A 26,271-nucleotide genomic window follows, 5' to 3' on the forward strand; every position below is an offset into this window, starting at 1 on the left:
AGGAGTGAAGTTGATGGAGTTCGAGCGGGAGCATGACCTCCCCTATAGTCCGGAACAGATATGGGCGGTCCTCGGCGATTTCGAGAACCACCGGATCTGGAACCCCTATGTCCGGATCGAGCGGCTTGCCGAGGACCCGATCGCGATCCGCTATTCGATGCGTATGGATCCGCACAAACCCAAGTTTCTCGAAGTCTCGGCGGCGGTGCTCTCCGCGCGCCCCGGCGAGGAGTTGATACTCGACGTCAAGCCGAGCTTCATCCTCCAGTTCGAGGAGAGTTACATCCTGACCCCGACGGCAAGCGGGACGAAATTCGTTCACCGCTATCGTTGCCGCGGGCCCTTTGCCTGGCTCCGGCTTCCCGGCATCAAGACCAGCTTTCAGCGAATGATCGCGTCGATCGACGGCATCCTGCTCAGCTACCTCAAGTCCAAATACAGCAAGCCGCAACCGCCGCCGCGACGGCCCAGGTCCAAGTTCAAAGGTGGCCGGCGATGACGAGCTTTCCGCTGCTCGCGCCGCACAAATGGCGTCCGCTTGGCGCGGCTTGGGCCATTGCCCTCCTGTCGAGCCTAGCCGTCCTCTTCGTCGGCGAGGTCATGGGCCAGGCGCCGTGCGACCTCTGCTGGTTTCAGCGCGCCTTCATATTTCCGCTTGCGATCATTCTCGGCATCGCAGCGTTCAAGTCGGACCGCGCCGTTGTGCCTTACGGGCTGGCGCTGGCAGCGGGAGGCGGCCTCGTCGCCCTCTATCATAGCCTGCTCTACGTCGGCGTCATTCCGGCCCCGATCGTCCCCTGCACCGGCGGCCCGTCCTGCTCGGGCGAGAGCATGGCGATCGGAGGGGTGCCGCTGCCCCTGCTGTCGCTCGCCGCCTTCGCTTCGATCCTCACCCTCTTGCTGACTTTCCAAAGGAGACTGAAATCATGAACAGACGTATCGGTGTCGTTGCCACGCTTGTCTTCTCGGCCCTCGCCTTCACCGGCGGCGCGATGCTCTACAGCGGAACCGCCGAGGGCGAACCCACGAAAAAGGTCGTGGCAGGGCCCGTCGACAGCCTCATTCGTCCGCACTCGCCGATCATCGGCCCCAAGAATGCGCCCGTCACCATCGTCGAATTCTTCGACCCGTCGTGCGAGGCCTGCCGCGCCTTTTATCCGACGGTGAAGGGCATCGTCGCCAAATATCCCAAGGATGTGCGTCTCGTGATGCGCTACCTGCCGCTGCACCCCGGCTCGGCCGAGGCGATCGTGATCCTCGAAGCCGCGCGCGTCCAAGGCAAGCTCGAGCCGGTGACGGCGGCGCTGCTTGAGGCGCAGCCCGACTGGCACGACGGCAAGATGGAGGGCGCTTGGGCCGCGGCCGAGAAGGCCGGCCTCAATGTCGCGAAGGCGCGCGCGATGCCGACCGCCGATGCCATGAAGTGGATGGAGCAGGACATTGCCGACGCGCGTGCGGTCGGCGTCAAGGGCACCCCGACCTTCTTCGTCAATGGCGAGATGCTCGTCCAGCCGAGCCCCGAACAGGTTGAGGCCCGAGTCCAGGCCGCGGTAGCGGCAAAGGGCAAATAAGGGCCCGCACCCGTCCCGCTTCGTCCACGCGGGACGGGTGCCTAGCGTCCGTCGCGACGCTCTCTCCCGCCATCGGCCTGTCGCGTAGAGACGCCGGGTCACCGTCGAATCGGGGGTGAAACAGCCAGTATTCACAGCGCATTCAACGATGAAGGGGACTTTGGACGCCACGAAAAGGAGAGACTGACATGCGAAAACTGATGACGGTCGCGGCCGCGATGCTCGCCTTCGCGCTCCCCGGAACGGCACTTGCCCAGCACCATGGCGATCGCGGCGGATATAGCCGCAGCCATGATGCGCCGCGGGGCCACGACCGCGACTATCGTTCCAACCGGCACGACCGCCCCCATTATGGCAATGACCGGGGCTATCGCGGTTACGACCCCTATTATCGGGGATACGACCGTCGCTACGAACGCCGCGACCGCTACGAGCGGCGCTATCAGAAGCGGCGAATGCACCACCACCATCGCGGTCGCCACCGGCGCGGGTGAGCGGGCGGGGACTGTTGGCGCCAGAGTCGCGCTCGTCTAGGAAGGGCCGCTTCTATGGGGGGATAGATGATGCGGCACCGATCCGAGACATGGCTTGCCTGGTTTTCGCTTTTCGCGACGACGGTCCATTTCACCCTCGAAACCTGGTATCATATGGTCTGGGGGCAACCGCTTCAGGCGTTGCTCGTCGACTATATCAGCGTTGCCCTGATGATATTCGGGGCCGTGACGTCGCTCCGCATCAGGCCGCATAGTGCGGCCGGCCTGCTGGCCGCCGCCTGGACCTACAATCTCGGCTTCGGGTGGCGGAGCGCCTTTGGCAGGCTGGAGGCGCTGGAGCGCGGCGCAGCGCCGGTCAACGGCGAGGCGTCGTTCGTCCTCCCGATCGTCGCGGCCACTCTCATGATCGTGGCGATCGTGATGGTCTGGGCGCTCTATCTCGCCTGGAGGCAGGCGTTGAGCCCTTCACCGGCGAACGGCTGACGACGGGCGCGGCACCCGGCTGAGCGCTATCGCCGCGCGCGGTAGATCGAAATCGAGCCGGTCGGCGTGGGAATGATCTTTACCTCTTCGACCGCCTCGAAGCCCGCGTCTGTGAGGATTTCCGGGACGCAGCCCTTGGCATTGGGCTCGGTATATTTGAACCCGTCGAGCAGCTGAATCTGGCGAAACAGCATGCGCATCAGGAGTGAGCGCTGCTCGCCATAGTCGGCGATGAAGAGAGTGCCGCCGGGCTTCAGGAGCCTGAACATCTGCGCGGCGATCGCTTGCTTGACGTCCATTGGGCACTGGTGGAGTACGAGGCTCGAGACGATCTTGTCGCATCGCTGGAGCGCGTCGATGGCATCGAGTTCGTCGCCCATCGCCTCGAACCATCGGATATCAGCGCCTGCTGCATCCGCTTTGGCGCGCGCGATCTCCAGCACCGCCGGGTCGGGGTCGACCGCGAGCATATCGCTCGCAGGCGCCGCCTCTTTCAGCGCGATGGCAAGCGTTCCCGTTCCGCACCCGATATCGACAACCCGCTCGCCGGCTTGCGGAGCGACGAGGCGGACGAGGTCGCTGCGCCAGCGTTTCTCCCGCGTCATGAGCGCGATGGCGGCATCATAACGGTCGAGCGATCCGCTTTTTCCGAGCGCCGGGACGAAGTCTCTGTTCTTGTCGGTCATCCGGGTCATCTAGCGGCGCGGCGGCCCACGCGCTTGAACGCAGGGGCTATGGCGCGAAGAGCAGATCGCTCGCGCGAATTCCGAACATTGCCTTGATCGTGCGCGCGAAATGGGCGCTGTCAGCGAAGCCCGCCGCATGTGCAGCGGCGGTCACATTGCTCTGACCCTGAAGCGAGTCGAAGGCGATGATCAGGCGGCGCCAAAGAACATAGCGCTGGAATGGCATTCCGACCTCGGATGCGAAGAGATGCCGGAAGCGACCGAGGGAAAGCCCGCTCACCTGCGCCGCATCGGCGAGCTGCACCGGCCCTTCCTTCATGCGTTGGTCAATCGATGCCATGGCGCCGGCAATGCGCGGATCGATCGCTCCCTTCGCTCCCTTCTTGAGCCACCGCTCCCAGAAGGTCGATTGATCGTGTCTTCCCACGACGATCGGCTCCGCCCCTTTCAGCCTGGCTCTCAGCTCGTCGGGAGGGCCGAAGGCGACGGTCGGTTCGATAAACCAGAGATCGGCGTCGCGCGAAGGCAGCAACCGGTGGGCAGCGTCGGGTTCGATCAACAGGCATTGGCCCTCGATCCGCCTGCCCTCAGCATCGACCGCGGCGATGGGCTCCCCTGAGAAGATCGCCTGAGCAGCGAAATGGCGATGCAAAAGAGCATCGCCGACCGATCCCGACCAGCGCGCATAATAGCTTTCGAGGCGAAGCTGCCCCTTCCAGTCGGACGTGTCGCGCATCGGGTGGCGATAGCAGCAAGCGGGCTCGGCCGACACCTGCGTCCGTGGCGGGCTGTTCCGCCGCGACGCGCGGCCCCCTTCGGCGGCCGCAGAGGGAGAGGAGAGAGGGCCCAGGTGACGGGTTGAAACCGGGAGAGAGTCTTCCGGACCCGTCGCGGAGACACGCCATGACACTTCTACCCAGCACCCTCGCCCGCGATTCGTCCCCGGGCTACAAGGTCGATATCTCGCGCGGCCAGCGCATCGGCCGCGTCTCGTCCGAGTGGTTCTCCCGGCTCGACGACGAACGCTATCTTTCGCTCTCCGACCTTTATGATGCGGTGCGCGTCCGGGCCGAGACCGCGACTGCGCGGACTGTCGAAACCCGCGCCATTCGCGTCATCGCCGCGCCCGACGAGCCCGAGCGACTGAGCCTGCTCCTTCCCGATCGCGAAGCGCCGGTCGCGCCCACGCACTGGTCTTTCGGGCAAATGTGCAGTCTCGTCGGCGCGCCGTCGGCTTATCTGCGCCAGCTTCCCGCCGCGTTGGCGGGCATCAACATGCAGCACGGTCTGCTCGCGCATCGCGGGGAATTGGTGAAGACGCTCGAGACCGGCGACGGGCGCACCGAGCTGCGTGCCGTGACCGGCCCCGATTATGGCCGCATCTGGGATCATGAGCTTGTCGCCGCAGTCATGAAGATCGCGGGCAATGGCACCGGCGACACGCGGTGGAAGGTGCCGGGTCTCCTCGACTGGTCGATGATGCGCCACAATCCCTTCATCGAGGTCACGAAGGATACGACGACGCTCTACGCCAGCGATCGCGACGTCTTCCTCTTCCTTGTCGACGACGCCAATCCGATCGAGGCCGGCCGCCTGCCCAACGGTGATCCCGATCTTTTCTTCCGCGGCTTCTATTGCTGGAACAGCGAGGTCGGCTCGAAAGCGCTCGGCATGGCGACCTTCTATCTGCGCGCCGTGTGCATGAACCGGAATATCTGGGGCGCGGAGGGCTTCGAGGAAATCAGCATCCGGCACAGCAAGTTCGCGGCAGGACGCTTCGCGCAGGAAGCGGCGCCCGCGCTCGAACGCTTCGCCTCATCGTCGCCGGGAACCTTCATCAACGGGATCAAGGCGGCTCGCACGGCGATCGTCGCGCGCGATGATGACGATCGGCAGACCTTCCTGCGCAAACGCGGCTTCTCGAAGGGTGAGAGCGAGCGGATCATCCGCAGCGTGCTGCAGGAAGAGGGGCACCCGCCCGCATCGATCTTCGACTTCGTGCAGGGGATCACCGCGCTGGCCCGCGAGCGTCCGCATCAGGACGGACGGCTCGAGCTCGAAGCCAAGGGTGCCAGGCTTCTGGCCTCGGTGCACTGAGCAAGTCTCGCGTTCGCCGCCGGCGCGGTCCTTTCCCTTCAGAGGGAGAGGGCTGCGCCGGAGCCATGACGGGCTGAGAGCCGGGAGAGAGTCTCGCGGCGGCCTGTCATGGAGAAGCATCATGACGAAACAGGCAAAAATCACCCTCAGCGGTGCGCGGGAAATTCCCTTCTGCGCGCTCGTGCTGAGCCAGGCCAATGTGCGGCGTGTGAAGGCCGGCGTGTCGATCGACAGTCTCGCGGCGGACATCGCGCGGCGCGGCCTCCTCCAGAGCCTGACCGTGCGCGCGCAGCGCGATGAGGACGGTCAGGAAACCGGGGTTTTCGAAGTCCCGGCAGGTGGCCGCCGCTTCCGCGCGCTCCAGATGCTGGTGAAGCAGCGGCGTCTCGCGAAGACCGAGCCCGTCCCTTGCATCGTCCGCGAGGACGAGGCCGTGTCGGCCGAGGAAGATTCGCTCGCCGAGAATGTCCACCGCGAGCCGCTGCATCCGCTCGACCAGTTCCGGTCGATGCAGAAGCTCGTCGAACAGGGCACCGACGTCGAAACGATCGCGGCGACCTTCATGGTCACGCCCGCGGTCGTGAAGCAACGCCTCAAGCTCGCCGAGGTTTCGCCCAAGCTCCACGACATCTACGCCGATGACGGCATGACGCTCGAACAGTTGATGGCATTTTCGGTGTCGAGCGATCACGCGCGGCAGGAACAGGTCTGGGATATGCTCGCCTCGAGCCACACCCAGCAGTCCTGGTATATCCGTGCGCGGCTGACCGAGGACAAGGTTCGTGCATCGGACAAGCGCGTCCTGTTCGTCACCCTCGACGCCTATCGCGAGGCAGGCGGACATATTCTTCGCGATCTCTTCGAAAGCGATGACGGCGGCTGGCTCGAGGACGTCGCGCTGCTCGACCGGCTGCAGGCCGAGAAGTTCGAAGCCGAGGTGGCGCGTATCGCGGCGGAAGGCTGGAAGTGGATCGAGACCGCGGTCGACTTCCCCTATGGCCACACCTTCGGCCACCGCCCGCTCGATGGCGTGGCGGCCGAGACGACCGCCGACGATGAGGCGCGGATCGAAGCGCTGCGCGAGGAAGCCGACCGGCTCGAAGACGAATGGGCGGGCGCCGAGGACATCCCCGATGAAATCAGTGCCCGGATCGATGCGATCGATGAAGAGATCGCGCCGCTTGTCTCGAAGCCGCTGATCTACGACCCGGAGGACGTGGCGATTGCCGGCACCTTCGTCAGCATCGATGTCGACGGGTCGCTACATATCGAACGCGGCTTCGTTCGCCCCGAGGACGAACCGCAAGAGCCCGCCGAGGAAGGGGCCGCGGAGAGCGAGGGTGCGTCCGGCGACGCGACCTTTGATGACGTCGACGAGGCGGGGACCGGCGAGACGGCCGCGGAGGAAGTTGGCACCGGCGAGGCGGAAGATCCGGACGATCTTGTCCGCCCCCTTCCCGACAAGCTCGTGACCGACCTCACCGCGCACCGCACCCTTGCGCTGCGCAACGCACTGGCCGCAAGCCCGTTGGTGGCCTTCGCGGCGATGCTCCACGCCATCGTGCTCGAATGCTTCTACACCTATGCCTCCTCGGCGAGCTGCGTCGGCATCGCGCTGCGCAATCATTCGATGGTCGGCTATGATGCGGGGCTCAACGACACGCCGTCCGCGCGGGCCATTCGCGAACGGCACGAAAGCTGGTCCGAACGGCTGCCCGATGCGACCGCCGATCTGTGGGACGTGCTTGCAGGTCTCGACGCTGATGACCAGGCGGCACTGTTCGCGCATTGCGTCTCCTTCGGCGTCAATGCGGTGTGGGAGCCGGCGACCCGCTATAATGAGGGTCGGGTGTCGGCCCGCGCGGTGGCGAGCCGGATTGACCATTCGCACATCCTCGCGCGGGCGTCGGGCCTCGACATGGTCCAGGCGGGCTGGGTTGCTACCACGGCCAATTACCTCGGCCGGGTGACCAAGCCGGGCATCCTCGATGCCGTCGAAGAGGCTTGCGGGGCCGAAGCGGCCGCGCGGATTGCGGGACTGAAGAAGCCCGAGATGGCCAGCGCAGCCGAGGACCTGCTCAAGGGCACCGGCTGGCTCGCACATCCGCTGCGCACGCCGGTCATCGACGAGCCGGACGGTGATGGGGAGCTGGCGGCGGCCAATGACGATGGCCTTGCAATCGAAGCGGGCCATGACGAGCTGGGCGACGACGACATCGACGCGATCGCCGCCGAATAACGTCACCGACCATCATTCGGGGAGTTCGGCGCTGTGCCGGGCTCCCCATTTTTTCGCTGGCCCTTGAAATCAGGACGCTCCGCGCGAATATCGGAGGTGTCCGGCAGGGGCTGCCAGACCGCCGCGTGCCTTCCTGACCCGCTCCTCCGGGCGGGATCGCGTGCAGCCTGTCTTGTGAAGGAGGCCCCCATGTCGAGTCCTGCAGCGGAGGTCGCGCGACGCCTTGCCGACGATGCCGAGGCGGTTTGCCGCCGATATCTCTCCCATGGACGCCGCGAGGGACATTATTGGCTGGTCGGTGACGTCCATAATTCGCCGGGTCGCAGCCTTTACGTTCGCCTTTCTGGCACCGCCGACGGTCTTCGGTCCGCTGGCAAATGGACCGATGCCGCCCGCGGCGATCATGGCGATCTTCTCGATGTCATCGCCGCGAGCTGCGGCCATGCATCCTTCCGCGACACGCTCGACGAGGCGCGTCGTTTTCTGAGCCTGCCTGCGGTCATGCCGGGCGACCGAAATCCGGCTCCGCGTAAAGCACCGCGTGGCACCCCCGAGGCCGCCCGCAGGCTATGGGCCGGATCGAAGCCGCTCAGCGGCACCCTTGCCCGCGCCTATCTGTCTGCCCGCGCGATCGGCGACCTTCGCGATGCCGAATGGCTTCGCTTCCATCCCCATTGCTTCTATCATCCATCCGAGGACGACGCCCCCGATGTCCGCCGAGCATGGCCCGCCCTGATCGCGGCGGTCACTGACGAGGCGGGCAATGTCACCGGAGTTCATCGCACCTGGCTCGACTCGGCCGCCTGCGACAAGGCGCCGGTTGCCTATCCGCGGCGCGCCATGGGCCAATTGCTCGGTCATGGCGTTCGGTTCGGCACGTCGGCTGCGGTCATGGCGGCGGGCGAAGGCATCGAAACCATCCTGTCTTTGCGTCAGATCACACCAGCCCTGCCGATGATCGCCGCCCTTTCGTCAGCCCATCTGGGAGCGTTGACCTTTCCGCGCGGACTGCAGCGCCTGTATGTCGCGCGTGACGACGACCCGGCGGGTGCGGCCGCCTTTGGGACGCTTTGCGACCGAGCTCGGCCGGTGGGCATCGAGGTCATCGCGCTCGAAGCCGATCGAGGCGATTTCAACGCCGATCTCATGACACTCGGCCGGCAGCGAATGATCGGCTCGCTTCGATCCCAGCTCCGGACTGCGGATCTTTCACTCCTGCTCTGACGCCTCGGCATCGCCGGATGGAAGGCGGCCGAGGGATGGACCGGCGCTGATGCAGCACCACCGGGTGGCCGCACTCCGGCCTTCGCAAGAGGGCGACTGCGGCGAACCGCACCGGGCCCGCAATGGCGGGCGGGCGACTATTTTCCGCCGGGGCGCGCGACGCCCCTTTGCATCGCGAAACAAAATAGCCTTCGCCCGCCATCCTCCGCCTTCGGCTTCGGCCGCGGCCGGGGCCGCGGTGCAGTTCGGTACGGCGCGCCGCGAGTGGTCGCCGCGAAGGCCGCGCGAGCGCGGCAAAACCCGACTGGAGACGATCATGTTGAGCCCCACCGAACCCGCCGACGACGCTGCCGAAGCCGGCGCCACCCATCTCCTCCTTCAGGAGATGCAGCTCTTCGGACATCGCCCCTTCGAAGACGAACCCGACCCGCGCCCGCTGCCCGATGCCCGCCTGGCGGCCGGCGCTGTCGCCGACATCTTCGATGCCCTTGTCGGCTGTCTCGACGATACGCGGATCGAGCCCGATCTCGAACAGCTCCTCTGGAACGTCGTCAACCTCTTCCACCGCGCGGGGGAGCGGGTCGAACGCAGCCTCGACGACAATGAACAGGCGCAGCGCCGGGCCCAGCGCGAACAGGACGGGAGCGAAATCCGGTCGGTCGAGCTCGAACGCCTCGTGCAACAGGGGATCAGCCTGATCGAACGGCGCGATGCGATGGAATTCTTCCGCGAAGGCGCCGCCGAACAATTTCGGACCCACTGCCGCAAGGCCTGGACGCCGCGCACCGGATCTCGCGCGCAGCACCGCTCGATGACCGCGTCGATGATCGACAGCCGCGACTTTCTTGATGCGCGATTGCGCCAGAAAGCGGCCGCACTTCTTCCCGAGGGCACGCGTATCCTGTTCACCGGCGGCGCCGATGTCGACGATCATAGGGCGATCTGGGATGCTCTCGACCGCGCACGCGACCGCCATCCCGATATGATTCTGCTCCATGGGGCGACGCCGACGGGGGCCGAACGCATCGCCGCCTGCTGGGCCGAAGCCCGCAAGGTGACGCAGGTGGCCTTCCGGCCCGACTGGAGCCGGCACGGCAAGTCCGCGCCCTTCAAACGCAATGACCGGATGCTCGAAGCGCTGCCGGTCGGGGTCATCATCTTTCCCGGCACCGGCATTCAGGACAATCTCGCCGACAAGGCTGCGAAGATCGGCCTTCCCGTCTGGGATTTTCGCAAACGGGCTCGATGATGGCAGCCGGGGCTTTCGGACGCTTTCGGCAAAATGGCCCCAATCTGGTTCTATCTCCCGAATATAATTGAAATATATTCGTAACATCCGCAAATTTACATGATTGTAGATCGCTATGACCAGCGGCGATCACCCGTCGCCAGCGGGACGGCCCATTGAGAGGGCATCGCTCGCAGGCCATGACGAGGAGCAGGGACGGTCAGCCGACTTGGCGACGACTGCCGTCCGCTGCCATGGGTCGCAATGCCGACGATGGACGCTGCGCATGCTTTTGCGCTCGACGTCACGCGGGTGAAGGATGCAGCGGGTCTGACCGATCTGCTGGCGGAAGCCTGTGCGCGCATGGGCTGTTCCTGGTTCGCGCTGAGCCACCACGTCGATTTCCTCGCCGCGCCCGACAGGGGCGTTCGTGTCCACAACTATCCCGAGGACTGGGCGCGCTGGTTTGACGAGCGCGGTCTCGGGCTCACCGATCCGGTGCATCGTGCCAGCCACCGCAGCCTCGAAGGCTTCTTCTGGCGCAACATGAAGCCACTCTCGGGCGAACGCCCCGAGGACGAACTGGTTCTCAGCGAGGCGCAGCGGCACGGAATAGGAGACGGGCTTACCATACCGGCGCACATTCCGGGCGAGGCGCATGGCTCGGTGTCCTTCGCCTGGACGCCGGGGATCGCCGCCAATGATATGGCGCTGCTCTTTGCAAGAATGATCGGTGGGCCGGCCTTCGAAGCCGCGCGCCTCCTCGCCAATCCCGAACTCGCGCAGGTCGGGCCGCGACTGACCGACCGTCAGCGCGAATGCCTCATCTTGTCGGCCAGGGGCAACAGCGCTCCAAAGGTCGGACGTATCCTGGATCTCAGTCCCGACACAGTACGCGAGCATCTCCGTAACGCGCGGCAGCGCTATGATGCGAATGGCGGTATCACGCTGACCGTGCGCGCGCTCTATGCCGGCGACCTCAGCTACGAGGATATCGCCAAGCGCTGAACTTTTTTATCGGGCACCCCCCGATCATGCTATGGTGCGGCTCCAAAAAGCGGTTCAATTGGATGGTCTCTTTTTCAAGGAGACATATCCATGCTGTCTGTTATCGACCATTCCAACCGAGCGCATGAGCATCAGTTGCTTCGCGCGATGTTCGAAGCGCGCAAGCGCGTTTTCGTCGATCTCCTGAAATGGGACCTGCCGGTACTCGCCGACCGGTTCGAGATCGACCATTTCGACGATCCCCACGCCACCTATCTAATCGTTGGCGATACGAGGGGACGCCATCTGGCCTCGGCACGGCTTCTTCCCACCACGCGCCCCGCTCTGCTCGACGGCTTGTTTCCGAACCTGGTCGACGGCATTCCGCCATCGGGTCCCGACATTTTCGAAATCACCCGCTTCTGCCTTTCGCCAGGAATAGGGGCCCGCCAGCGCCGGATCGCGCGCGACACGCTCCTCGTCGGTCTTGTCGAATTCGCTCGGGCCAACGGCATCCGCTCCTACACCGGCGTCGCCGAGGCCGACTGGTTCGCTCAGATCATGACCTTCGGATGGGACTGCCGTGCCCTTGGCAAGCCTGCCCTTCACGAGGGCCGACTGCTGACCTCGCTGCGGATCGAGATCGACGCTGACACCCCGGCAAAGCTCGAAGCTACGGGCATCGTCTCGGATCGTGCGACCGAGCCGGTCGCCGCCGATGCCGCGTGAAGGGAGCCGGATCATGATGACCAATCCGTTACCGGCAACCGTCGGCGAGACCTCTTCCTCTGCTGTTCAGACCTTGAAGGACGAGGGGTATGCGGTCCTTCGGTCGGCCGTGCCCGCCGACCTGATCGCTACGATCGATCGCGACCTCGACCCTCGCTACGCTGCGACGCCCTTTTGCGAGGGCGGTTTCTATGGCGAACGCACCAAGCGGTTCGGACGGCTGCTCATCCGTTCGCCGCACGTCGGCGAGCTGGCGATGAACCCGGCCATCCTCGCGCTGGCCGAGGCGGCGCTCGGCGACTGGTGCGACCGCATTCAGCTCAATCTTGCGCAGGCGATCGAGCTTCATCCGGGCGCACTACCGCAATTCCCGCACCGCGATCAGGACATGTGGCAGGGCACGCTCGGCGAGGTCGAATATCTCGTCAATGTGATGTGGCCGCTGACACCCTTTACCGCGGACAATGGCGCCACGATCATATGGCCGCGGAGTCACGGGCTCGAAGCACTTGTCGAGGAGCCGGCGGAGAAACCGATCATCGCCGAGGCCGCGCCGGGCGACGCGATCGTCTTCCTGGGGTCGACCCTGCATGGTGCCGGCGGCAATAACAGCCCCGCCGTACGGCGCGGGATCATCATCAGCTACTGCCTTGGCTGGCTAAAGCCCTATGAAAATCAGTGGCTCGCCTATCCGCCCGACATTGCGAAGGACTTTCCGCCCGAGCTGGCGGCCCTCACCGGCTATGTCCAGCACCGCCCGAATCTCGGCAATTTCGAGGGTCAATGCCCCTCGATCCTGTTCCGTGGCTATCCTCCCGATCCAATCGCTGCGGTGGATGCGCTTCGGCCGGACCAGGAGGCGCTTCTTGCCGACTATATCGGCGACCAACGGTCGGCGGGCGGAGACGGGACACTCGCGGCATGAGCCCGGGTGCAACAATGGAGCGTGTGTACCTCGACCTTAAGGCGCGCGTCCTCGCGGGTGCCTATCCCCCCGGGACCCGGCTCGAACCTGTGCACCTCGCGAAATTGCTTGCCTCGAGCGCCACTCCGGTCCGTGATGCGCTCTATCGGCTCTCTGGCGAGCGCATTATCGAGAGCTGGCACCAGGAGGGGTTTCGGCAACCTCTCTTGAACGAGGCCGATCTTGTTGACCTCTATGGCTGGGCCGGCGCGCTACTCGCGATGGCACTCAAGGGGAGGTCGCCGCGACCCGATTTGCCGGGCGGACTGATCGATCTCGCGACTCACGACTCGTATCCGGAAGCGATCGAAAGCCTCTTTCGGACCATCGCGATCGGTAGTTCCAATGGCGAACTTCGCGCTGCGATCGTCAATATTGTCGAGCGAAGCACGACAATTCGCACTTTGGAGGCGCGTGTCGACGGGACTGCTGCCCATGCGCTCACCGCCATGGCGGACGATTACCGCTTCGGCCGGTGGAGTGCTTTGCGCAGCAAAATCACACGCTTCCATCGTCGCCGCGCCCATTATGCGGGCCGCGTCGCTGCAGAGATCCGGCAGCGCTCCGAGCCGCTGGAAAATATTCGGAGAATATGAGTCGTATAAAATTCCTATACGGCGCGGCGCCCTTAGCTTCGATGGTGCCGCAATTCCGCGGCTTCATGGAGGTAGCGATCATGGAACGCGCAACCAATGAACTGATCGAACTCGGCAGCGTCTCGACGGACACGGCCGGCGACGTGCCGCTCGGCATCGAGCAGGGCGGCAAGTTCGAGGTGACCGGTCTCCGCCAGGACTGACCGCAAGCCCCGGGGGCCGGCTCTGCCGGCTCCCGGTCTGCGCTTCTCGTTCGCGACGGAAAGGAACGACAAATGGAACGCAATACCGACGATCTCGTCGAGCTCGGCACCGTCACCGCCGATACCGCTGGCGATATCGGCCTTCCCATTGAAATGGGCGGCCGCGAACATTGGGCCGGTCTGCAGCAGGACTGACCCGTCCGCCGGGAGCCGCGCTTCCGGTGCGGCTCCCCAAGTCGGCTGAGGTTTCTATGGGTTGGCAACTCGCGCCCGGGACCGGATTTTGCGAAGCGGGCGGCGAGCTCGTCTTTCTGGATCTGACCCGCGACAAATATCTGGCCATGCGCGGCGAGGATCGCGCAGCCTTTGATCGATTGCGCATCGGCGAAGCGAACGACAGCGATGCCATGACCCGGCTCGTGGCGACGGGCTTCATAACCAGAAGCGATAGGCCTGGGACGATCGAGCCGACGCAGATCAATGTCCCATGCCGGGATCTCGCATCCGAACCGGATCCAGGCTTCAGCCCCTTGATGGCGTTGGCGGCCGCCCGGTCGCTTAGCTGGGCAAGACGGGCCATGCGCCCCGGTCATATCGCAGCCACGATTGCGGCGCTGGCGCGAGAAAAGGCGGCGCTATCCAGCGACTCTGGCACCGCTGCCGATCTGGCGGGACGCTATGCCGCCTGTCGTTGGATCGTTCCAATCGCTCCGCGCTGCCTGATCGATGCGCTGGCGCTCGATCGCATCCTGTTGGCGCGAGGACAGCATGCGGCCCTCGTCTTCGGTGTGCGGCTCGCGCCCTTCGCTGCCCATTGTTGGCTTCAGACAAAGGATTGCGTCCTGACCGGGACCGCTGCGGACGCGAACAACTATACGCCGATCCTGGCCGTCCGATGAGACGGAGCATCCTCGCCATCCTCGGGGCAGTGGAGATTGACCGAGACTTGAGGGGCCTGGCCCGGCGTTTCGGCCTCCAGGCGACCGGTAGCCTGCCGGGCGTGCAGGTATTCGCGAGCAGCGAATTGCCGTGGCGGACCCTAGGCGAGGATAGTCTGGTAATTGGCGACCTCTTCGCGCCGGCCCGTATGAGAGCAGATGAGAAGAATTTGGCGCTCGCTTGGGGCAATTTTCTGTCCATTGCCGCGAGGCCGGACGAGGTGCAGATCGTCCGCGCTCCACTGACCGGGCATCCTCTCTACTGGCAGCGCGTCGGCGGCGCGCTCCTGTGCGCTTCCTCTCCTTCACTCCTCGACGAAATCGCACCGCGCCGCGCTGTCGACTGGGATTTCGTGGCCGAAGCGCTGGCCTATGTGAACTTGCGCTCTGCACGGACCGGGATTTCGGGCGTGTCCGAGTTGCTCCCCGGGTCACGGCTCCGCTGGAACGGGCAGAGGGTAAGCATCGAATCGATCTGGTCGCCATGGGATCATGTTGCCGATCAACGCCGGGGGGCCGCGACCGACCTCGCTCCCGAACTCGAGCGGCGCATCATTGCCTGTACCGGTAATTGGATCCGTTCGAGGCCGAAGTCCGTTCTCGAGCTCTCCGGCGGTCTCGACTCCTCGATTGTCGCCGCTGCTCTCACGGCTGCGGAGGCTGATTTCAAGGCGATAACGATGGCGACACCCGGGGCCGATGGCGACGAACGGCGCTTCGCCCGCGCAGTTGCCGATCGGTGCGGCTTCGAGCTGGTCGAGACGCTGCACGACGCGAGCGCCGTCGATCTTGCATCGACCATCGAGGAACCCGGCTTCAGGCCGGCTGCGTATAGCGTTCTCGGCGGGATCGACCGCGCTTTTGTCGATGCGCTTCCGGGCTGCGACGAGGCGATATTCAGCGGGGTGGGCGGCGACAATATCTTCGCCTTCGACGGGACAGTAGCGCCGATCGTCGATGCCTTCGAGACGCTCGGACCGGGCCCGGCGGCCTTCCGGGCTCTTCGCGACCGTGCCCGGGCAGCTGATGCCACGATCTGGCACGCTGCCCGTCTTGCGTGGCGCGCGCGCCGGCAGGGCCCGAGAGCTGGCTGGCGCCGCGACACCAGCTATCTGAACGAGGGCCGGCTTCCCTCGGGACACCCGGCTCATCCGTGGGACGAAGGGGCCGGGGCCGCTTCCCAGGCAAAGCGCAACCATGCGGAGTCGATCAGGCGCATCATCGACTTTCTCGATCGCCCCATGCGCTGGCGAGGCCGGGACGTCGTAGCGCCTCTGCTTTCGCAACCCGTCGTGGAATATTGCCTGTCGGTTCCGAGCTGGACCTGGTTCGAGCGAGGGCGCGACCGCATTGTTGCCCGGACGGCGTTTGCGAGCCGGCTCCCACCGGAAATTATCTGGCGGCGAGGAAAGGGACGCCTCGAGTCCCTTGTCGCCGCCGCCTATCTTGGACAGCGCCGGGAGCTGGGCGACTTGCTCCTTGGGGGAAGGCTCGCCGAAAATGGACTTCTCGACCGGTCGGCGATCGAGGCCTATCTCGGGCGGGATCTCGCGGACGGCAATTTCGACTATTTCCGGTTGATCGAGATCGCCGATGTCGAGCGATGGGTCAGAGCCGTCGAGGCTGGCTCGAATTGACCTAGCATCCGCCACCGGCGATATTGTTCGGCCTTGGCGGGATCGGGGTCGACCTCGCCCTTCAGCCAGAAGCGAAACCAGTCGAGATTTCGCTCATAGGCGGCCAGTTTTTGCCGCGGCTCTACCTTGATATGCGGTGCTAGCGGGAAGATATGCATCTCGCCCATCCGCCTCGTCGCGAGCTTGCTGAACAGCTCCACGGAGAGGCGCGCTTCCTGCTCGGGCAGTTGCATGAGCACCGGAGCCTCGATCCGGTCCACATTCAGCGCCGCCGACACTTTGCTCCATTCGGCGGGGGTCTCATCGGGCGAGCCGAGCCCCCACACCTTGCGAACATTGTCGGAGAAGGTCTCGCGACCCGGACGAGCGTTGAACCAATAATATCCGGGTTCCATTTGAACCGACGCGATGGAGACAGCCTTCAAAAGCTTGCTGTGAAGCGCGGTCCACATCGTTACCTCGCTCCCGAAGCTGAGCCCGCCCATTCCGACCCTGTCGGGATCGACGATACCGCGCTTCGCGAGCATGTCGACGGCGCTCTTTACGACTGCGGCGCCAGCTTCATAGCGCTTGGTGCCTCCGTCCGTCGCAGGCAGGCTGTTGATGCAGAGCGCGGCAATCCCGTGGGCCGCCAGGGCTCGAAGCGGCCATTCGTCACCGACACCTCCCCGCAGATATCCGTTGCAGCGATAATAGGTGACGAAGAGCGGCAGCCGCCCGGGGATCTTCGGGCGGATCAAAACGCCCGACGCGCGGCTGCCGCTCACCTGCCAAGCGAGCGTTTCGGCAAGGAGCCCGTCGCTGGAAGGATTGGGATTGGGACTATCGACCACGCGCTTCTTGCCGGTGCGGTCGATGCGGACGAGACGGGGCGGCAAGGCAGGCGCCGCCTCAACGCAGAAGAGAGAGGCGCCGGCCAATGCACACGGCTGAAAATAATAACGTCCGCCCGACAGCTGGCCATCGGAGGATGCTGCGCGCACAAGATGACCCCGGCCCGGCGGCAGGCGATAGATGGTCTGGCGAAACGCTGCATTACGAACGGCAAGATAGCGTTCGTTCCCCCGGTCGCTGATCGACCATGCGATGCGGTCGCTGCCGGGCGCACAATCACTCCGATCAAAGCATATTCCCTGCAGCTCGGCGGCATGCGCCAACTCCGGTGGCAGGTCTGCCTTGCCGAGGAGGGCAGGGTGTTTTTCAGGTGCGAGCAAGGCCGTTTCGGATCCCGTTGCGGCGCGCATGCTTCCATCGAATGCGACAGATGAGAAAAATCGTGGTGCTTCGGCCAGCAGTGGAGCGCGATCGAACCAGTCGTTCGAGAAGCGCTGCGTTGTCGGGCGGCCGTTTATCAGTGCGCCGCGATAGAGCGATTGGCCAAGGTCGACGGTCCCGTCGACATAAATGCCGGCCAGCCGCTCAGCATCTTCGGCGCCTGCGATCGTGTCGCGCGATGGCCCCTCGCTGAAGACGAGGCGGCCATCCGGTGCGAAAGCGAAGGCTTCAACCTCCCCCGAGCCACGCGAGACCATCCGGAACCCCAATCCATCGATCGATGTCGACCAAAGCGACATTCGACCGTCGACCAGCGCGCGAACGACGAGTCGTTCGCTGTCGGGGGACCATTTCGCTTCGCCGCCAATCACGACCCCCGCATCGTCCCACCATGCTTCGCCGGTTCGGCCCAGCGCGCGGGGCGCTGTACGGCCGTCGGCCGCAACAATATACCAGTCGACGTCGATCCTGTTGGTCGTCGTCGACGGGCGCTCGATCCTATACGCAAGCCACTGCCCATCCGGCGAGGCGGTGAGTCCCGACAGATCGGCGGTTTCGGCGATCGCGCGCGATGTCGTCTGGCTGACCGCCCCCGAAGGGACGGCCAGCAGCGAAAGAAGAAGAGCGATGCGGCTTACCACCGGATCACCGCCTGGATCGAAATCATTCGACCCAGCGGATTCGATTTCTCAGGGTCATAGCCGAGAGCCGAGGTGTTGCTCCGGTTGTTCACATAAGGCGGATCGCGGTCGAATAGGTTCTGGATGCTGAGGCCGAGTTGTAGGCCGCGACGATCCTCGCCGCCGGCGCCCCCGATCCGCTGCGAAACGCTGAGGTCGACGGTTGTCCAGGAAGACACTGACTCGATGGGCGTCACGACCTGATTGGTATAGCCGTCGATATAGTTGACGAAGGCATTGGCGGAGAAGCCGCCCGTCGACCATCCCATTCGCCCGCGCAGCCGCCACTCGACCGGGTTCGCGAACAGGCCGACGAAATCGCTGCTGGTCGCGCCAGGCGTGAGCTGCCGCTTTATTGAGAAGATGTGAGTGCCGCTGATTCCGAAGTCGAGGATACCCCCAGCGAATTCCGGTGCGTAGCCGATATCGAAATCGATCCCGCGCTGGCGCTCGCGCGCGAGGTTGCGCGTCCTTCCGTCGAGTATCGCGACGACCTGGCCCGGCGTGATGTTGATCAGATTGCTGAAGGTCGGCTTGTTGAAATAGAATTGCACGAGGTCGATCGGCGGGTTGTCGGTGACGACGCCGCCGAAGAGATCGCGCCGGGTTAGAAAGCGCAGATAATCCTCGGTCACCGAGCCGATGCGGTCGCGATAGTCGACATCATAATAGGTCAGCGACGCCTTGAGCCCGGGAAGCGAAGGGGGCGCGATGTCGAAGCCTGCGGTCCAGGTGGTCGCCTTCTCGGGCCGAATGTCCGGCGCGTAGCCGAACAGCGCCAGCACGTTCGAACTTCCACTGGGCGAGGCTGGGTTTGCGACCGTCGTCGTCGTGAAGAGCGACAGATTCTCGCCGAGCTGCTCGTCGAAAAGTGGCGCGCGAAACGACGTCCCGTAGGAGGTGCGTAGCGCGACCCCTTCCACCGGCTCCCAGCGCATGCCCATCTTCGGATTCTCGGTGCGGCCGAACTGGTTATAGTCCTCGATCCGCCCGGCGAGCGTCAGGTCGAGTTTGCGGAAGCCCGGGACGGCATTGTCGGCGCCGAAGATGGGTACGAGCAGTTCGGCATAGACGGATTTCACTTTCCGCGGGCCGGGAAGTCCGGGGTAAGGAGCCGCATTCGGGACAAGCGTGCTGAGATCATTGTCGACGAAATAGTCGTAGGCCTCGCGGCGATATTCCGCGCCCGCAGCCAGCCGCACATCGCCCGCCGGCAGTGCGAACAGAGGGCCGTCGGCGCGCAGGGCTGCCGACCAGGTGCGGAAGTCATCGACCGTATTATAGTGGCCACGAATGGCCGCGATCGTCGCGGGGTTGTTGGCACTCCCATCGCCGAAGACATTGAAGGCGGTCGCTCGGTTGGTGTCGGCAAGTGCGGCCGCGAGCCGTGCGCTATTGAAGACATTGTCGGTGAACGCCCTGCCCTTTTGCGCGCCATAGGCCCCGCCGAGCGACATGCGCCACGGACCGATTTCCTGCTCGAGGCTGCTCGACAGCGAAATGGCGCGAACCCGCCCCGAATTGATCTGGGGTCCGAGGTCGTTGACGAAGCTGTAGAGAACCGTGACGGGCTGGTTGGTCCCGATGGGATCCACATAGAAGGGGTTGGTGACGGGGACGCGCACGGTGCGGAGGAAATTGCTGTTATTGACCTTTCGGTACCGCCGCTCCGCTGCCAGCCCGCTCGCACGGAAAGTCAGCGTGTCGCTCAGCTCGATTTCGCCCGAGGCATAAAGACTGTGCACCCGCTGCCGCGGCAACAGATCGCTAGGTTCCCGCTGGTCGCGCCGGTTCTGAACGCCGGGCAGAAGCTGGGCGGCGGTGAGGTTGCGGCCATCCTGCCCGGCTGGGATGCCGAAAATCCGATTGTTGGCGGCTCGGATCGTGCCGGGCACGCCGTAAAGCGATCGATAATCGGGGCCCCCAAAGGGGCGCAAATCTTCGCGGGCGAAGTCACGCGTCGCCGCCGCTAGCGATCCGCGCTCCGAGAATTGATAGGCGAGGACGAGCCGTCCACCGCCCCACGCCTTGCCGAAGAGTTGGCTGAACTGAACCTCGGTCATATCGCCGTCGGCCGTTCCTGCGCGCAGCATCGTCTCGGCACCTTCGAAACGGTTGCGCAGCCGGACGTTGACGACACCCGCCACGGCGTCGGCGCCATAAATGGCCGACGCGCCGTCGGTCAGCACCTCTAGACGCTCGACGGCGCCCATCGGAATGAGCGAAATGTCGGTGAATAGCCCTCCGACCCCGCCAAGGGCCGGTCGGCTCCCATCGATCAGCACCAGGGTCGACGACGTGCCGAGACCCCTCAGGTTGATGCTCGAGCCGAGCGTCGCGTCGTTGCCGGTGCCATTGCGTGTCGTCGCGCCAGTTGTAGTTTCGTTCGAACCTCCGCCGAAGTTTTGCGGAAGCGATTGAAGCATCTGTTGGACGGTCGCGAAGCCGCTCTTCTCGATCGCCTCCCGATCAATGCTTACTACTGGCGATCCGACTGGTCCGGCACCGCGAATGCGGGAGCCAGTAACGATGATGGCTTCGCTCGAAGGTACTTCAGTCGAACCGAGACCCACGGCATCGGCGTTTCCCGACCGAAGCACCCATGCGCCTTCGACGAGTTCGATCGTCAGGCCCGTGCCGGAAAGGAGGCGGGAAAGGGCGGCGTCGGGAGAGAGGCGTCCGCGGACCCGATTGCTGCGGCGGCCTTCGAGCAGACTCGAGGCAGCGATGACCTCGCGGCCGGAAATTTCCGAATATTTGCGAAGCGCGTCGCTAAGGCGCTGGGCCTCGATATTGTACGTCTGCTCGCCCGTCTGCGCGCACGCGCTAGGTGCATAGAGTGCCGTCGCCGAGACGCCCGAAGCCAGAACGGCCGCGAAAAATTTCATCGTCATTCATCCCTCCCGTGCGGCCGATTTTGGCCGTCTGAAGGGAAAAAATGACGGGTGCTCCGAACACCCTATGCATTTTTCTTGGGTAGCCTACTCGGATTTCGCGCCGAGAATTGGTCCATTCGCACCGAACTCAACCTTGAGATCGAGCGCGGCGCCGAGCTTCAGCGCAAGTTTCCGGGCATCGGTCATGTCGAAGCGCCCCGTCACCTGCAGCGATGCCAGCGCCGGATCGGCCAAGCTGATCTTGACGCCATTCTCGCGACCCGCGCGGTCAAGGATCGCACCAAGCGGGAGATTGTCGGCCCACAGCGATTTGGCCGGGCCGTTCGCCTCCACGCTCTTGATCGGCTGGGGACCGGTCGACCTGACCTCGGCGCGTTCGCCGGGACGGAGGCGAAGTGCCTTTCCGCCTTCGAGGCGCCGCACTTCGACCGAGCCTTCGACCAATGCGATGCGCGGAACGTCCGCGCGGAGATCGACCTCGAAGATGGTGCCGAGCGCGCGCGTGACCGAATCTCCGGCCTCGACGAGGAAGGGTCGCGACGCGTCGTGTGCGACCTCGAACCTAGCGCGGCCGTCATGCAGAATGACGCGGCGTTCGCCGTCCGAGAAGCGCGTCTCGATGCGGGCGCCGTCCATCAGCGTCACGCGCGTCCCGTCGGCGAGTTGGCTCTCGCCTTGCGCCGAATTGGTGGCGATGATCGGCTTATCCCTATCGCGACCGACCAGATACCAGGCGAAACCGACCGCGATCACCGCAGCGAGGATTGTGGCAAAAGCCCATCGCCGACCGCCGGGTTCGCGCTCCCGAGCATCGGCCCGCACGTCGGCCGCGATCCGTGCAGTCGACATGTCGCCAGCCCAGGTCCAATTATCGCGCGCCTCGTCATAGGCCTTGGCATTGCCCGGCTGGGTCAGCCATTCGTCGAACGCCGCCCGGTGCTTGTCGGCATCGGGCCCCATCATCTTGTCGAGCCAGGCGGTGGCTTCGCTCTCGGCGCGGCTCACTGCTTACCCCGCGCACGCTTGATGGCGGCAAGGGCTTTGGTCATGTGGCTTTCGACCGTCTTCACGCTGATTCCCTTGATTCGAGCGATCTCGGGATAGCGTAGTCCCTCGAAGCGATGCATCAGGAAAATCTCGCGCGTGAGCGGAGATAGCCTCGAAATGGCTCTTTCTGCCCGGCGCAGAACGTCGCGGGCCTCAAGCGCGGCGTGCGGGTCGCTCGATCCTTCATGCTCGTCACTGAAACTGTCGTGCTGCGACCTGTGTCGGCGTCCGTCGGCGCGGCCATATTCGGCGAGCAGCATGCGCGCGGATTTCACGAGATAGGCGCCCGGGCCTTCGACAAGTGCCGCGAGGCCGCCGCGCGCGCTTGCGAAACGACTGAAGACCTCCTGTACGAGATCACCGACATCCTGGTTCGGTGCGCGGGTCTTGAAGAAGCGTGTAATTTGCGGCCGATGTTCGGCGTAGATGGCCTCGATACGGGCGCTCCGCCCAAAGAGTTCCCAGTCTTCCGGTGGCAAGGGATCGCTGCCGGCAACGCCCGGTCGATCGCTGTCCTTGTCCTCGAAGTCCATAGCTTGCCGCCTTCCCGTTCGGGACGAAGGCGGCAAGCCGGGCGTTGAGAACTTGCTTAGCGAACAAGCGCCGCCGCCTTTAGCCCGAGGGCTTGGACATGCGCAGCGGCCACCCGGCAGGATGGAATCAAAATACTAGGCTAAGCAGGTTCTCACGCCTGGCACCGTGCGCCTCGCCCGATGCGAGGCAAAGCATAGCTTTGCCCCTGTCGCTTGCAACCCGGCAGTGCGGAGATAGGTCCAGATCGAGTCGAATTCTTCCAAATCGTGGCGCTATTTCGCGCCATTTAACTCGTCGTCGAGCGAGCATTCGGTGACCATCGCCGAAAGGTCGGGGAGGGCGGGCAGTCCCGAGCCTTCTGCTCCCGTGTCTGGCTTGAATGCAGGCATCATGAACGACGGATAATTGGACTCCGGCGGATTTTCGGCCGCAAGCGTCTTGCCGACTTCGGCGAACGGGTGCTTGAAGAAATGCTGGTTGAGTGCGTCGGCGATACCCTTTTCCTTGCCGGCCCGTGCCAGCGCGAGAACAGCATCCCCGTCCTTCCAGTCGATCGGTGCCTTGGACCGCCTGGCCTTTTCTTCCTTGAGAAGATTGAGAGCGTCAGCGTCGATCGTTCCGCTCGTCCAGATCTCAAAGCGATGTAGGGCTTCTCGCAGGGCGGCATGGTTCGCATAGTGCGCACGTATGACCGGAATCTTCTTGAGCCAGATTTCGACCTCGGCGCGCGACAGCGACCCGCCAGGCTCTTTGCCCTTACACTCTATTGCTGTCACCGCGCTCGACTGGTGGGCGATCGCCTGGACATCAATGTCCGCGGTCCTGCCGGTCGCAGGATCTCGGGCGGTAACCCCCATATCGATCGAGATGGCGCTTCGCCGTGCGAGATAGCCGACCACTAACTCGAAAAGGATACCGCGCAGGTTGAGGCTACGTCCCTCGATATCGAGCAAATTATCGAGGAGGTAGGTGAGCCGTTCCGGGCTGGAAGACGCATATTTGGCAGCATCTTTGAGCACATCGCATAGCGACGCAATCGCGGCACCGACCCGTTTGCCGAACAGATCTTTCGGCGTGGCGAGCATCACTCCCGCGGCATGGCCTGCCTTCATTGCCTCGCCGGTAAATTCCTCCGCGACAATGATCGACAAGACTCCGATATTCTTGAGGGTCGCCTTCAGCATCCGCGCCTTGCGGATGAAGAACTGGATTTCGTCGTCGGTCAGCCGCCCTTCGGCGAACACGTCCGCGACAATGAAGCCTGGCTTGCCGCCGAGACCCTGAAGCGGAAGCAGGTAGCTCGGGCCGGCGAAATCGAAGGCAAAGGGGCCGATAGGCTTGAGTTCTTCGTCGCCGCGGATGCGGATCTGATTGTAGCTCGCGAAACCGATCTTCCGCGCCCATTCGCGCATCCCGTCGAGCAGGATACCTTCCGTGAGGTCGCGAGCCCTAAGCCCGGCTAGCGTCCCGAAAGCCAACGACGGCGCGAGCTCGAAGCATCGGCCATGTTCGAGATTGTGAATTTCCTTGATGAAGCCCGCGGCAATCAGGCGTTGGGCGACCGTCTCGACTGGCAGCTGTCCGCGCTGCGGGATTACCGTCGCGCCGCTGATCGACGCGAATTGGTCGGCACGAATGAGGCCCCCGCGGGCGATCATGCCATCGACCGACGCGGCGAAGACCGAATTGGTCGCGCGCATGTCGCGGATGAAGTTCTGCCAGAAGCGTTCGCTGTTCCGGTCCTTGTCGAGGTAGAGAAAAGCTTCGCGCTTGGGCAGCATCGGGACCGGAAAGCGGCGTATCGGTTTGGCGACCCGTGCGACGCGCTGGCGGGCCGCCTCAGGGCTCGCACCAGCAGCGACGAGCGCTTCGACAATCAGCGACGAACGCGATGGGCCATGGTCTGAAAGATATTGCGCGATGGTGGTCATGATCGATGTCACACTGCTTAATTTATTAATTTAACTACCTTGTGCCTCCTCGTTTTTCAACCTTCGATATGAAGTCAAATTTTTCAAATACTTACGCGCGTGTTTTTGGGGCGTGTGCACGGCGCGATGTCACGGAGCCATTTTAAGTGATCGAGATTCGTCTATGCGAGCTGCACCCGCGACCGCGATTTGTCTGCGCTCGGTCAGTGATGATAGAGCGGGAAATGCCGTGCCGCGGCGGGACACTCGCAAGGTACGAGGACCGATATCGCGCGCGGCAAAACCCGGAAATGCGCCGGCGTCGCGGTGACGATCTCACCATCGGTGTTCACCGGCATCGGCCGCCGCGTCTCGATATCGAACTCGACGCACTTGGCGGTGCGCACTTCCTTCCACGCGCCATGCGTGCCGGACCGGAAGGCACGAAGCATGAGGGCGAGCTTCCAGAGGTTTTTCACCTCGAGGCTATAGAGATCGAGCGTGCCGTCATCGATCGCGGCATTTTCCTCGACGACATTGCCTCCGCCATAGAGGCGCCCGTTGCCGATCGCGACCTGGTAGGTGCTGACGGTCCTCGACTCCCCCTTCTCCCTGATCCTCGCCCGGAAACGCTGGGCAGCCAGGATAACTCGCAGTGCGGCGACGGCATAGCCGAGGCGGCCGAACTTCTTCTTGATCGCCGGGTCGAGCTTCTGGGCGAGTTCGCTACTGATCCCGATGCTCGCGACATTGAAGAAGGCATGGCCATTGACCGTGCCGACGTCGATCCGTCGGCTGTGACCCTCGACAATGACTTCGGCCGCCGCCGCGAAATCGAGCGGGATCGAAAGGGTGCGCGCCAGATCATTCGCGGTTCCGGCGGGAATGATTCCCAGCGGCAGGCCGCTCTCGATCACCGCGGGCGCGGCGGACGAGATCGAACCGTCGCCGCCGCACACGACAATGATATCGGCGGTCTGATGCAGGCGTGTCACGTCGCGGGCGATTTCGGGCAGGCTTTCGAACGGTTCGACCGTCACCAGCAGGCCGCCGGCAGCGAGGCGCTCGCGAACGGGAACGATGGCCTGCTCGCCCTGCCGCGCCTTGGCATTGTGCAGCACGAGGGCGCGCGTATCCTTGGGCCACGGCATCGACACGATCCTGTTCAGCAGAGTTGCGACTTTCGAGCGCGGGCCTTCAGAAGCGCCCCGTCCGATGGAGCTGGCCTATACGTTGCCGCGATGAGGCCGGGAAGCATCTGGATCGATGCCGCCCTCTTTCCCGCTTCGACACATCCTGGGCGTCGTCGCTCGCCGTGATCGCAGTTCCATTCTCGATGTTCGTCCGGTCCCACCCAAGAGCGCTCCGCCAATCTGGTCGGCGGCGGCGCCCGCGCAAGCGAGGCCAAGCCTCGCTCCTCCGCTGCGCTTCGGCCCTTCGGGTGCGCAAGCGCCTCCAGCCGCCGACCTGCCCGGCTGCACGCCCGGGATGGTCCCGGGCAAATCAGCAGGAGTATCGACATGGCGAGCATCGGCATCGTCAGCGGCAGCATCGAGAAGGGCTTTGTGGGCCAGCTCATCACGCTGTCGATCAAGGCACCGATCGAGATACGCCCCAACCGCGGCAAAGCGAGCGATGTGCAGCCCGATTATCGAGTTTGGTCCGATGGCGTCGAAATCGGCGCCGGCTGGATCCGCGTCGCCGAGCAATCGGGGCGTTCGTATGTCTCGCTCTCGCTCGCGACCCCCGAGTTCGGGCCGCGGCGCATCTACGCCAATCTCGGGCGGGCCGCGGGGCAGGACCGCGACGATGTTTTCGCGATCATCTGGACACCAGCCGACTGACCGACAGC

Annotated in this window: 27 protein-coding genes; 19 read left to right on the top strand and 8 right to left on the bottom strand. The window is 64.4% G+C overall.

Annotation, left to right across the window (positions count from 1 at the left end):
* Positions 1 to 13 precede the first annotated feature (13 nt).
* From SPYCA_RS16425 to SPYCA_RS16445, 5 genes are all read left to right on the top strand, one after another.
* Positions 14 to 499: an SRPBCC family protein gene (locus SPYCA_RS16425; protein ID WP_120221844.1), complete on the top strand. Its 486-nt coding sequence runs from the start codon at positions 14 to 16 to the stop codon at positions 497 to 499.
* Positions 496 to 930: a disulfide bond formation protein B gene (locus tag SPYCA_RS16430; protein WP_120221845.1), complete on the top strand. Its 435-nt coding sequence runs from the start codon at positions 496 to 498 to the stop codon at positions 928 to 930. Before SPYCA_RS16425 ends, SPYCA_RS16430 begins: the two co-directional genes overlap by 4 nt.
* A complete protein-coding gene (locus tag SPYCA_RS16435) occupies positions 927 to 1,571 on the top strand; it encodes a DsbA family protein (RefSeq protein ID WP_120221846.1) in 645 nt (214 codons plus the stop codon). Before SPYCA_RS16430 ends, SPYCA_RS16435 begins: the two co-directional genes overlap by 4 nt.
* Positions 1,572 to 1,759: 188 nt before the next feature.
* Positions 1,760 to 2,065 carry a hypothetical protein gene (locus tag SPYCA_RS16440; RefSeq protein ID WP_120221847.1) on the top strand — a complete coding sequence of 102 codons (306 nt, stop codon included), beginning with the start codon at positions 1,760 to 1,762 and terminating at the stop codon, positions 2,063 to 2,065.
* 66 nt (positions 2,066 to 2,131) lie between these two features.
* Positions 2,132 to 2,548, top strand: coding sequence for a hypothetical protein (locus SPYCA_RS16445; RefSeq protein WP_120221848.1), 417 nt, complete (start codon positions 2,132 to 2,134; stop codon positions 2,546 to 2,548).
* 26 nt (positions 2,549 to 2,574) lie between these two features.
* Here SPYCA_RS16445 and SPYCA_RS16450 read toward each other — a convergent pair whose 3' ends face one another.
* Together SPYCA_RS16450 and SPYCA_RS16455 are read right to left on the bottom strand one after the other, a co-directional pair.
* A complete protein-coding gene (locus SPYCA_RS16450; RefSeq protein ID WP_120221849.1) occupies positions 2,575 to 3,234 on the bottom strand; it encodes a class I SAM-dependent methyltransferase in 660 nt (219 codons plus the stop codon).
* Between the two features lie 46 nt (positions 3,235 to 3,280).
* A complete protein-coding gene (locus tag SPYCA_RS16455; protein WP_146625172.1) occupies positions 3,281 to 3,970 on the bottom strand; it encodes a helix-turn-helix transcriptional regulator in 690 nt (229 codons plus the stop codon).
* A 167-nt stretch (positions 3,971 to 4,137) separates the two neighbouring features.
* Here SPYCA_RS16455 and SPYCA_RS16460 point away from each other — a divergent pair, with 167 nt between their 5' ends.
* The 13 genes from SPYCA_RS16460 to SPYCA_RS16505 all read left to right on the top strand — a co-directional run bounded on the left by SPYCA_RS16460 (position 4,138) and on the right by SPYCA_RS16505 (position 16,076).
* Positions 4,138 to 5,331, top strand: coding sequence for a DUF932 domain-containing protein (locus tag SPYCA_RS16460; protein WP_120221851.1), 1,194 nt, complete (start codon positions 4,138 to 4,140; stop codon positions 5,329 to 5,331).
* A gap of 121 nt (positions 5,332 to 5,452) precedes the next feature.
* Positions 5,453 to 7,570: a ParB/RepB/Spo0J family partition protein gene (locus tag SPYCA_RS16465; RefSeq protein ID WP_120221852.1), complete on the top strand. Its 2,118-nt coding sequence runs from the start codon at positions 5,453 to 5,455 to the stop codon at positions 7,568 to 7,570.
* A 265-nt stretch (positions 7,571 to 7,835) separates the two neighbouring features.
* Positions 7,836 to 8,057: a hypothetical protein gene (locus tag SPYCA_RS19765; protein ID WP_331852509.1), complete on the top strand. Its 222-nt coding sequence runs from the start codon at positions 7,836 to 7,838 to the stop codon at positions 8,055 to 8,057.
* Between the two features lie 14 nt (positions 8,058 to 8,071).
* Entirely contained in the window at positions 8,072 to 8,794 is a 723-nt protein-coding gene (locus SPYCA_RS16470) for a DUF7146 domain-containing protein (protein WP_331852510.1), read from the top strand.
* Between the two features lie 316 nt (positions 8,795 to 9,110).
* Complete coding sequence (locus SPYCA_RS16475; protein ID WP_120222403.1) at positions 9,111 to 10,043, top strand: DUF2493 domain-containing protein; 933 nt, start codon at positions 9,111 to 9,113, stop codon at positions 10,041 to 10,043.
* Between the two features lie 243 nt (positions 10,044 to 10,286).
* Positions 10,287 to 11,030, top strand: coding sequence for a helix-turn-helix transcriptional regulator (locus SPYCA_RS16480; RefSeq protein ID WP_120221854.1), 744 nt, complete (start codon positions 10,287 to 10,289; stop codon positions 11,028 to 11,030).
* A gap of 90 nt (positions 11,031 to 11,120) precedes the next feature.
* Entirely contained in the window at positions 11,121 to 11,738 is a 618-nt protein-coding gene (locus SPYCA_RS16485) for an acyl-homoserine-lactone synthase (protein ID WP_120221855.1), read from the top strand.
* A gap of 13 nt (positions 11,739 to 11,751) precedes the next feature.
* Complete coding sequence (locus SPYCA_RS16490; protein ID WP_443029490.1) at positions 11,752 to 12,663, top strand: phytanoyl-CoA dioxygenase family protein; 912 nt, start codon at positions 11,752 to 11,754, stop codon at positions 12,661 to 12,663.
* A complete protein-coding gene (locus SPYCA_RS16495) occupies positions 12,660 to 13,298 on the top strand; it encodes a GntR family transcriptional regulator (protein WP_172595115.1) in 639 nt (212 codons plus the stop codon). Before SPYCA_RS16490 ends, SPYCA_RS16495 begins: the two co-directional genes overlap by 4 nt.
* Positions 13,295 to 13,501 (top strand): hypothetical protein, encoded by a 207-nt coding sequence (locus SPYCA_RS19135; RefSeq protein WP_146625173.1) that lies wholly within the window; start codon positions 13,295 to 13,297, stop codon positions 13,499 to 13,501. Before SPYCA_RS16495 ends, SPYCA_RS19135 begins: the two co-directional genes overlap by 4 nt.
* A gap of 72 nt (positions 13,502 to 13,573) precedes the next feature.
* A complete protein-coding gene (locus tag SPYCA_RS19735; protein ID WP_269462429.1) occupies positions 13,574 to 13,696 on the top strand; it encodes a hypothetical protein in 123 nt (40 codons plus the stop codon).
* A 56-nt stretch (positions 13,697 to 13,752) separates the two neighbouring features.
* Positions 13,753 to 14,400, top strand: a complete 648-nt coding sequence (locus SPYCA_RS16500; RefSeq protein ID WP_120221857.1) for a lasso peptide biosynthesis B2 protein — start codon at positions 13,753 to 13,755, stop codon at positions 14,398 to 14,400.
* Complete coding sequence (locus SPYCA_RS16505; RefSeq protein ID WP_120221858.1) at positions 14,397 to 16,076, top strand: asparagine synthase-related protein; 1,680 nt, start codon at positions 14,397 to 14,399, stop codon at positions 16,074 to 16,076. The genes SPYCA_RS16500 and SPYCA_RS16505 overlap by 4 nt, the downstream gene beginning before the upstream one ends.
* Here SPYCA_RS16505 and SPYCA_RS16510 read toward each other — a convergent pair.
* The 6 genes from SPYCA_RS16510 to SPYCA_RS16535 all read right to left on the bottom strand — a co-directional run bounded on the left by SPYCA_RS16510 (position 16,007) and on the right by SPYCA_RS16535 (position 25,570).
* Positions 16,007 to 17,992, bottom strand: coding sequence for an Atxe2 family lasso peptide isopeptidase (locus SPYCA_RS16510; RefSeq protein WP_172595116.1), 1,986 nt, complete (start codon positions 17,990 to 17,992; stop codon positions 16,007 to 16,009). The two genes, SPYCA_RS16505 and SPYCA_RS16510, sit on opposite strands and share 70 nt — an antisense overlap.
* Positions 17,986 to 20,919 (bottom strand): TonB-dependent receptor, encoded by a 2,934-nt coding sequence (locus tag SPYCA_RS16515; RefSeq protein ID WP_172595117.1) that lies wholly within the window; start codon positions 20,917 to 20,919, stop codon positions 17,986 to 17,988. Before SPYCA_RS16515 ends, SPYCA_RS16510 begins: the two co-directional genes overlap by 7 nt.
* A gap of 93 nt (positions 20,920 to 21,012) precedes the next feature.
* Positions 21,013 to 21,933, bottom strand: coding sequence for a FecR family protein (locus SPYCA_RS16520; protein ID WP_120221861.1), 921 nt, complete (start codon positions 21,931 to 21,933; stop codon positions 21,013 to 21,015).
* Complete coding sequence (locus SPYCA_RS16525; protein ID WP_120221862.1) at positions 21,930 to 22,508, bottom strand: RNA polymerase sigma factor; 579 nt, start codon at positions 22,506 to 22,508, stop codon at positions 21,930 to 21,932. The genes SPYCA_RS16520 and SPYCA_RS16525 overlap by 4 nt, the downstream gene beginning before the upstream one ends.
* Positions 22,509 to 22,781: 273 nt before the next feature.
* Positions 22,782 to 24,440 carry a hypothetical protein gene (locus SPYCA_RS16530; protein WP_146625174.1) on the bottom strand — a complete coding sequence of 553 codons (1,659 nt, stop codon included), beginning with the start codon at positions 24,438 to 24,440 and terminating at the stop codon, positions 22,782 to 22,784.
* Between the two features lie 203 nt (positions 24,441 to 24,643).
* The gene (locus SPYCA_RS16535; protein WP_120221864.1) at positions 24,644 to 25,570 is read right to left on the bottom strand and encodes a lipid kinase; all 927 of its coding nucleotides are present in this window, start codon (positions 25,568 to 25,570) and stop codon (positions 24,644 to 24,646) included.
* A gap of 369 nt (positions 25,571 to 25,939) precedes the next feature.
* On the opposite strand from SPYCA_RS16535, the gene SPYCA_RS16540 reads away from it, so the two are divergent.
* A complete protein-coding gene (locus tag SPYCA_RS16540; RefSeq protein ID WP_120221865.1) occupies positions 25,940 to 26,263 on the top strand; it encodes a DUF736 domain-containing protein in 324 nt (107 codons plus the stop codon).
* Positions 26,264 to 26,271 lie beyond the last annotated feature (8 nt).

Source organism: Sphingopyxis sp. FD7, assembly GCF_003609835.1.
Lineage (GTDB): Bacteria > Pseudomonadota > Alphaproteobacteria > Sphingomonadales > Sphingomonadaceae > Sphingopyxis.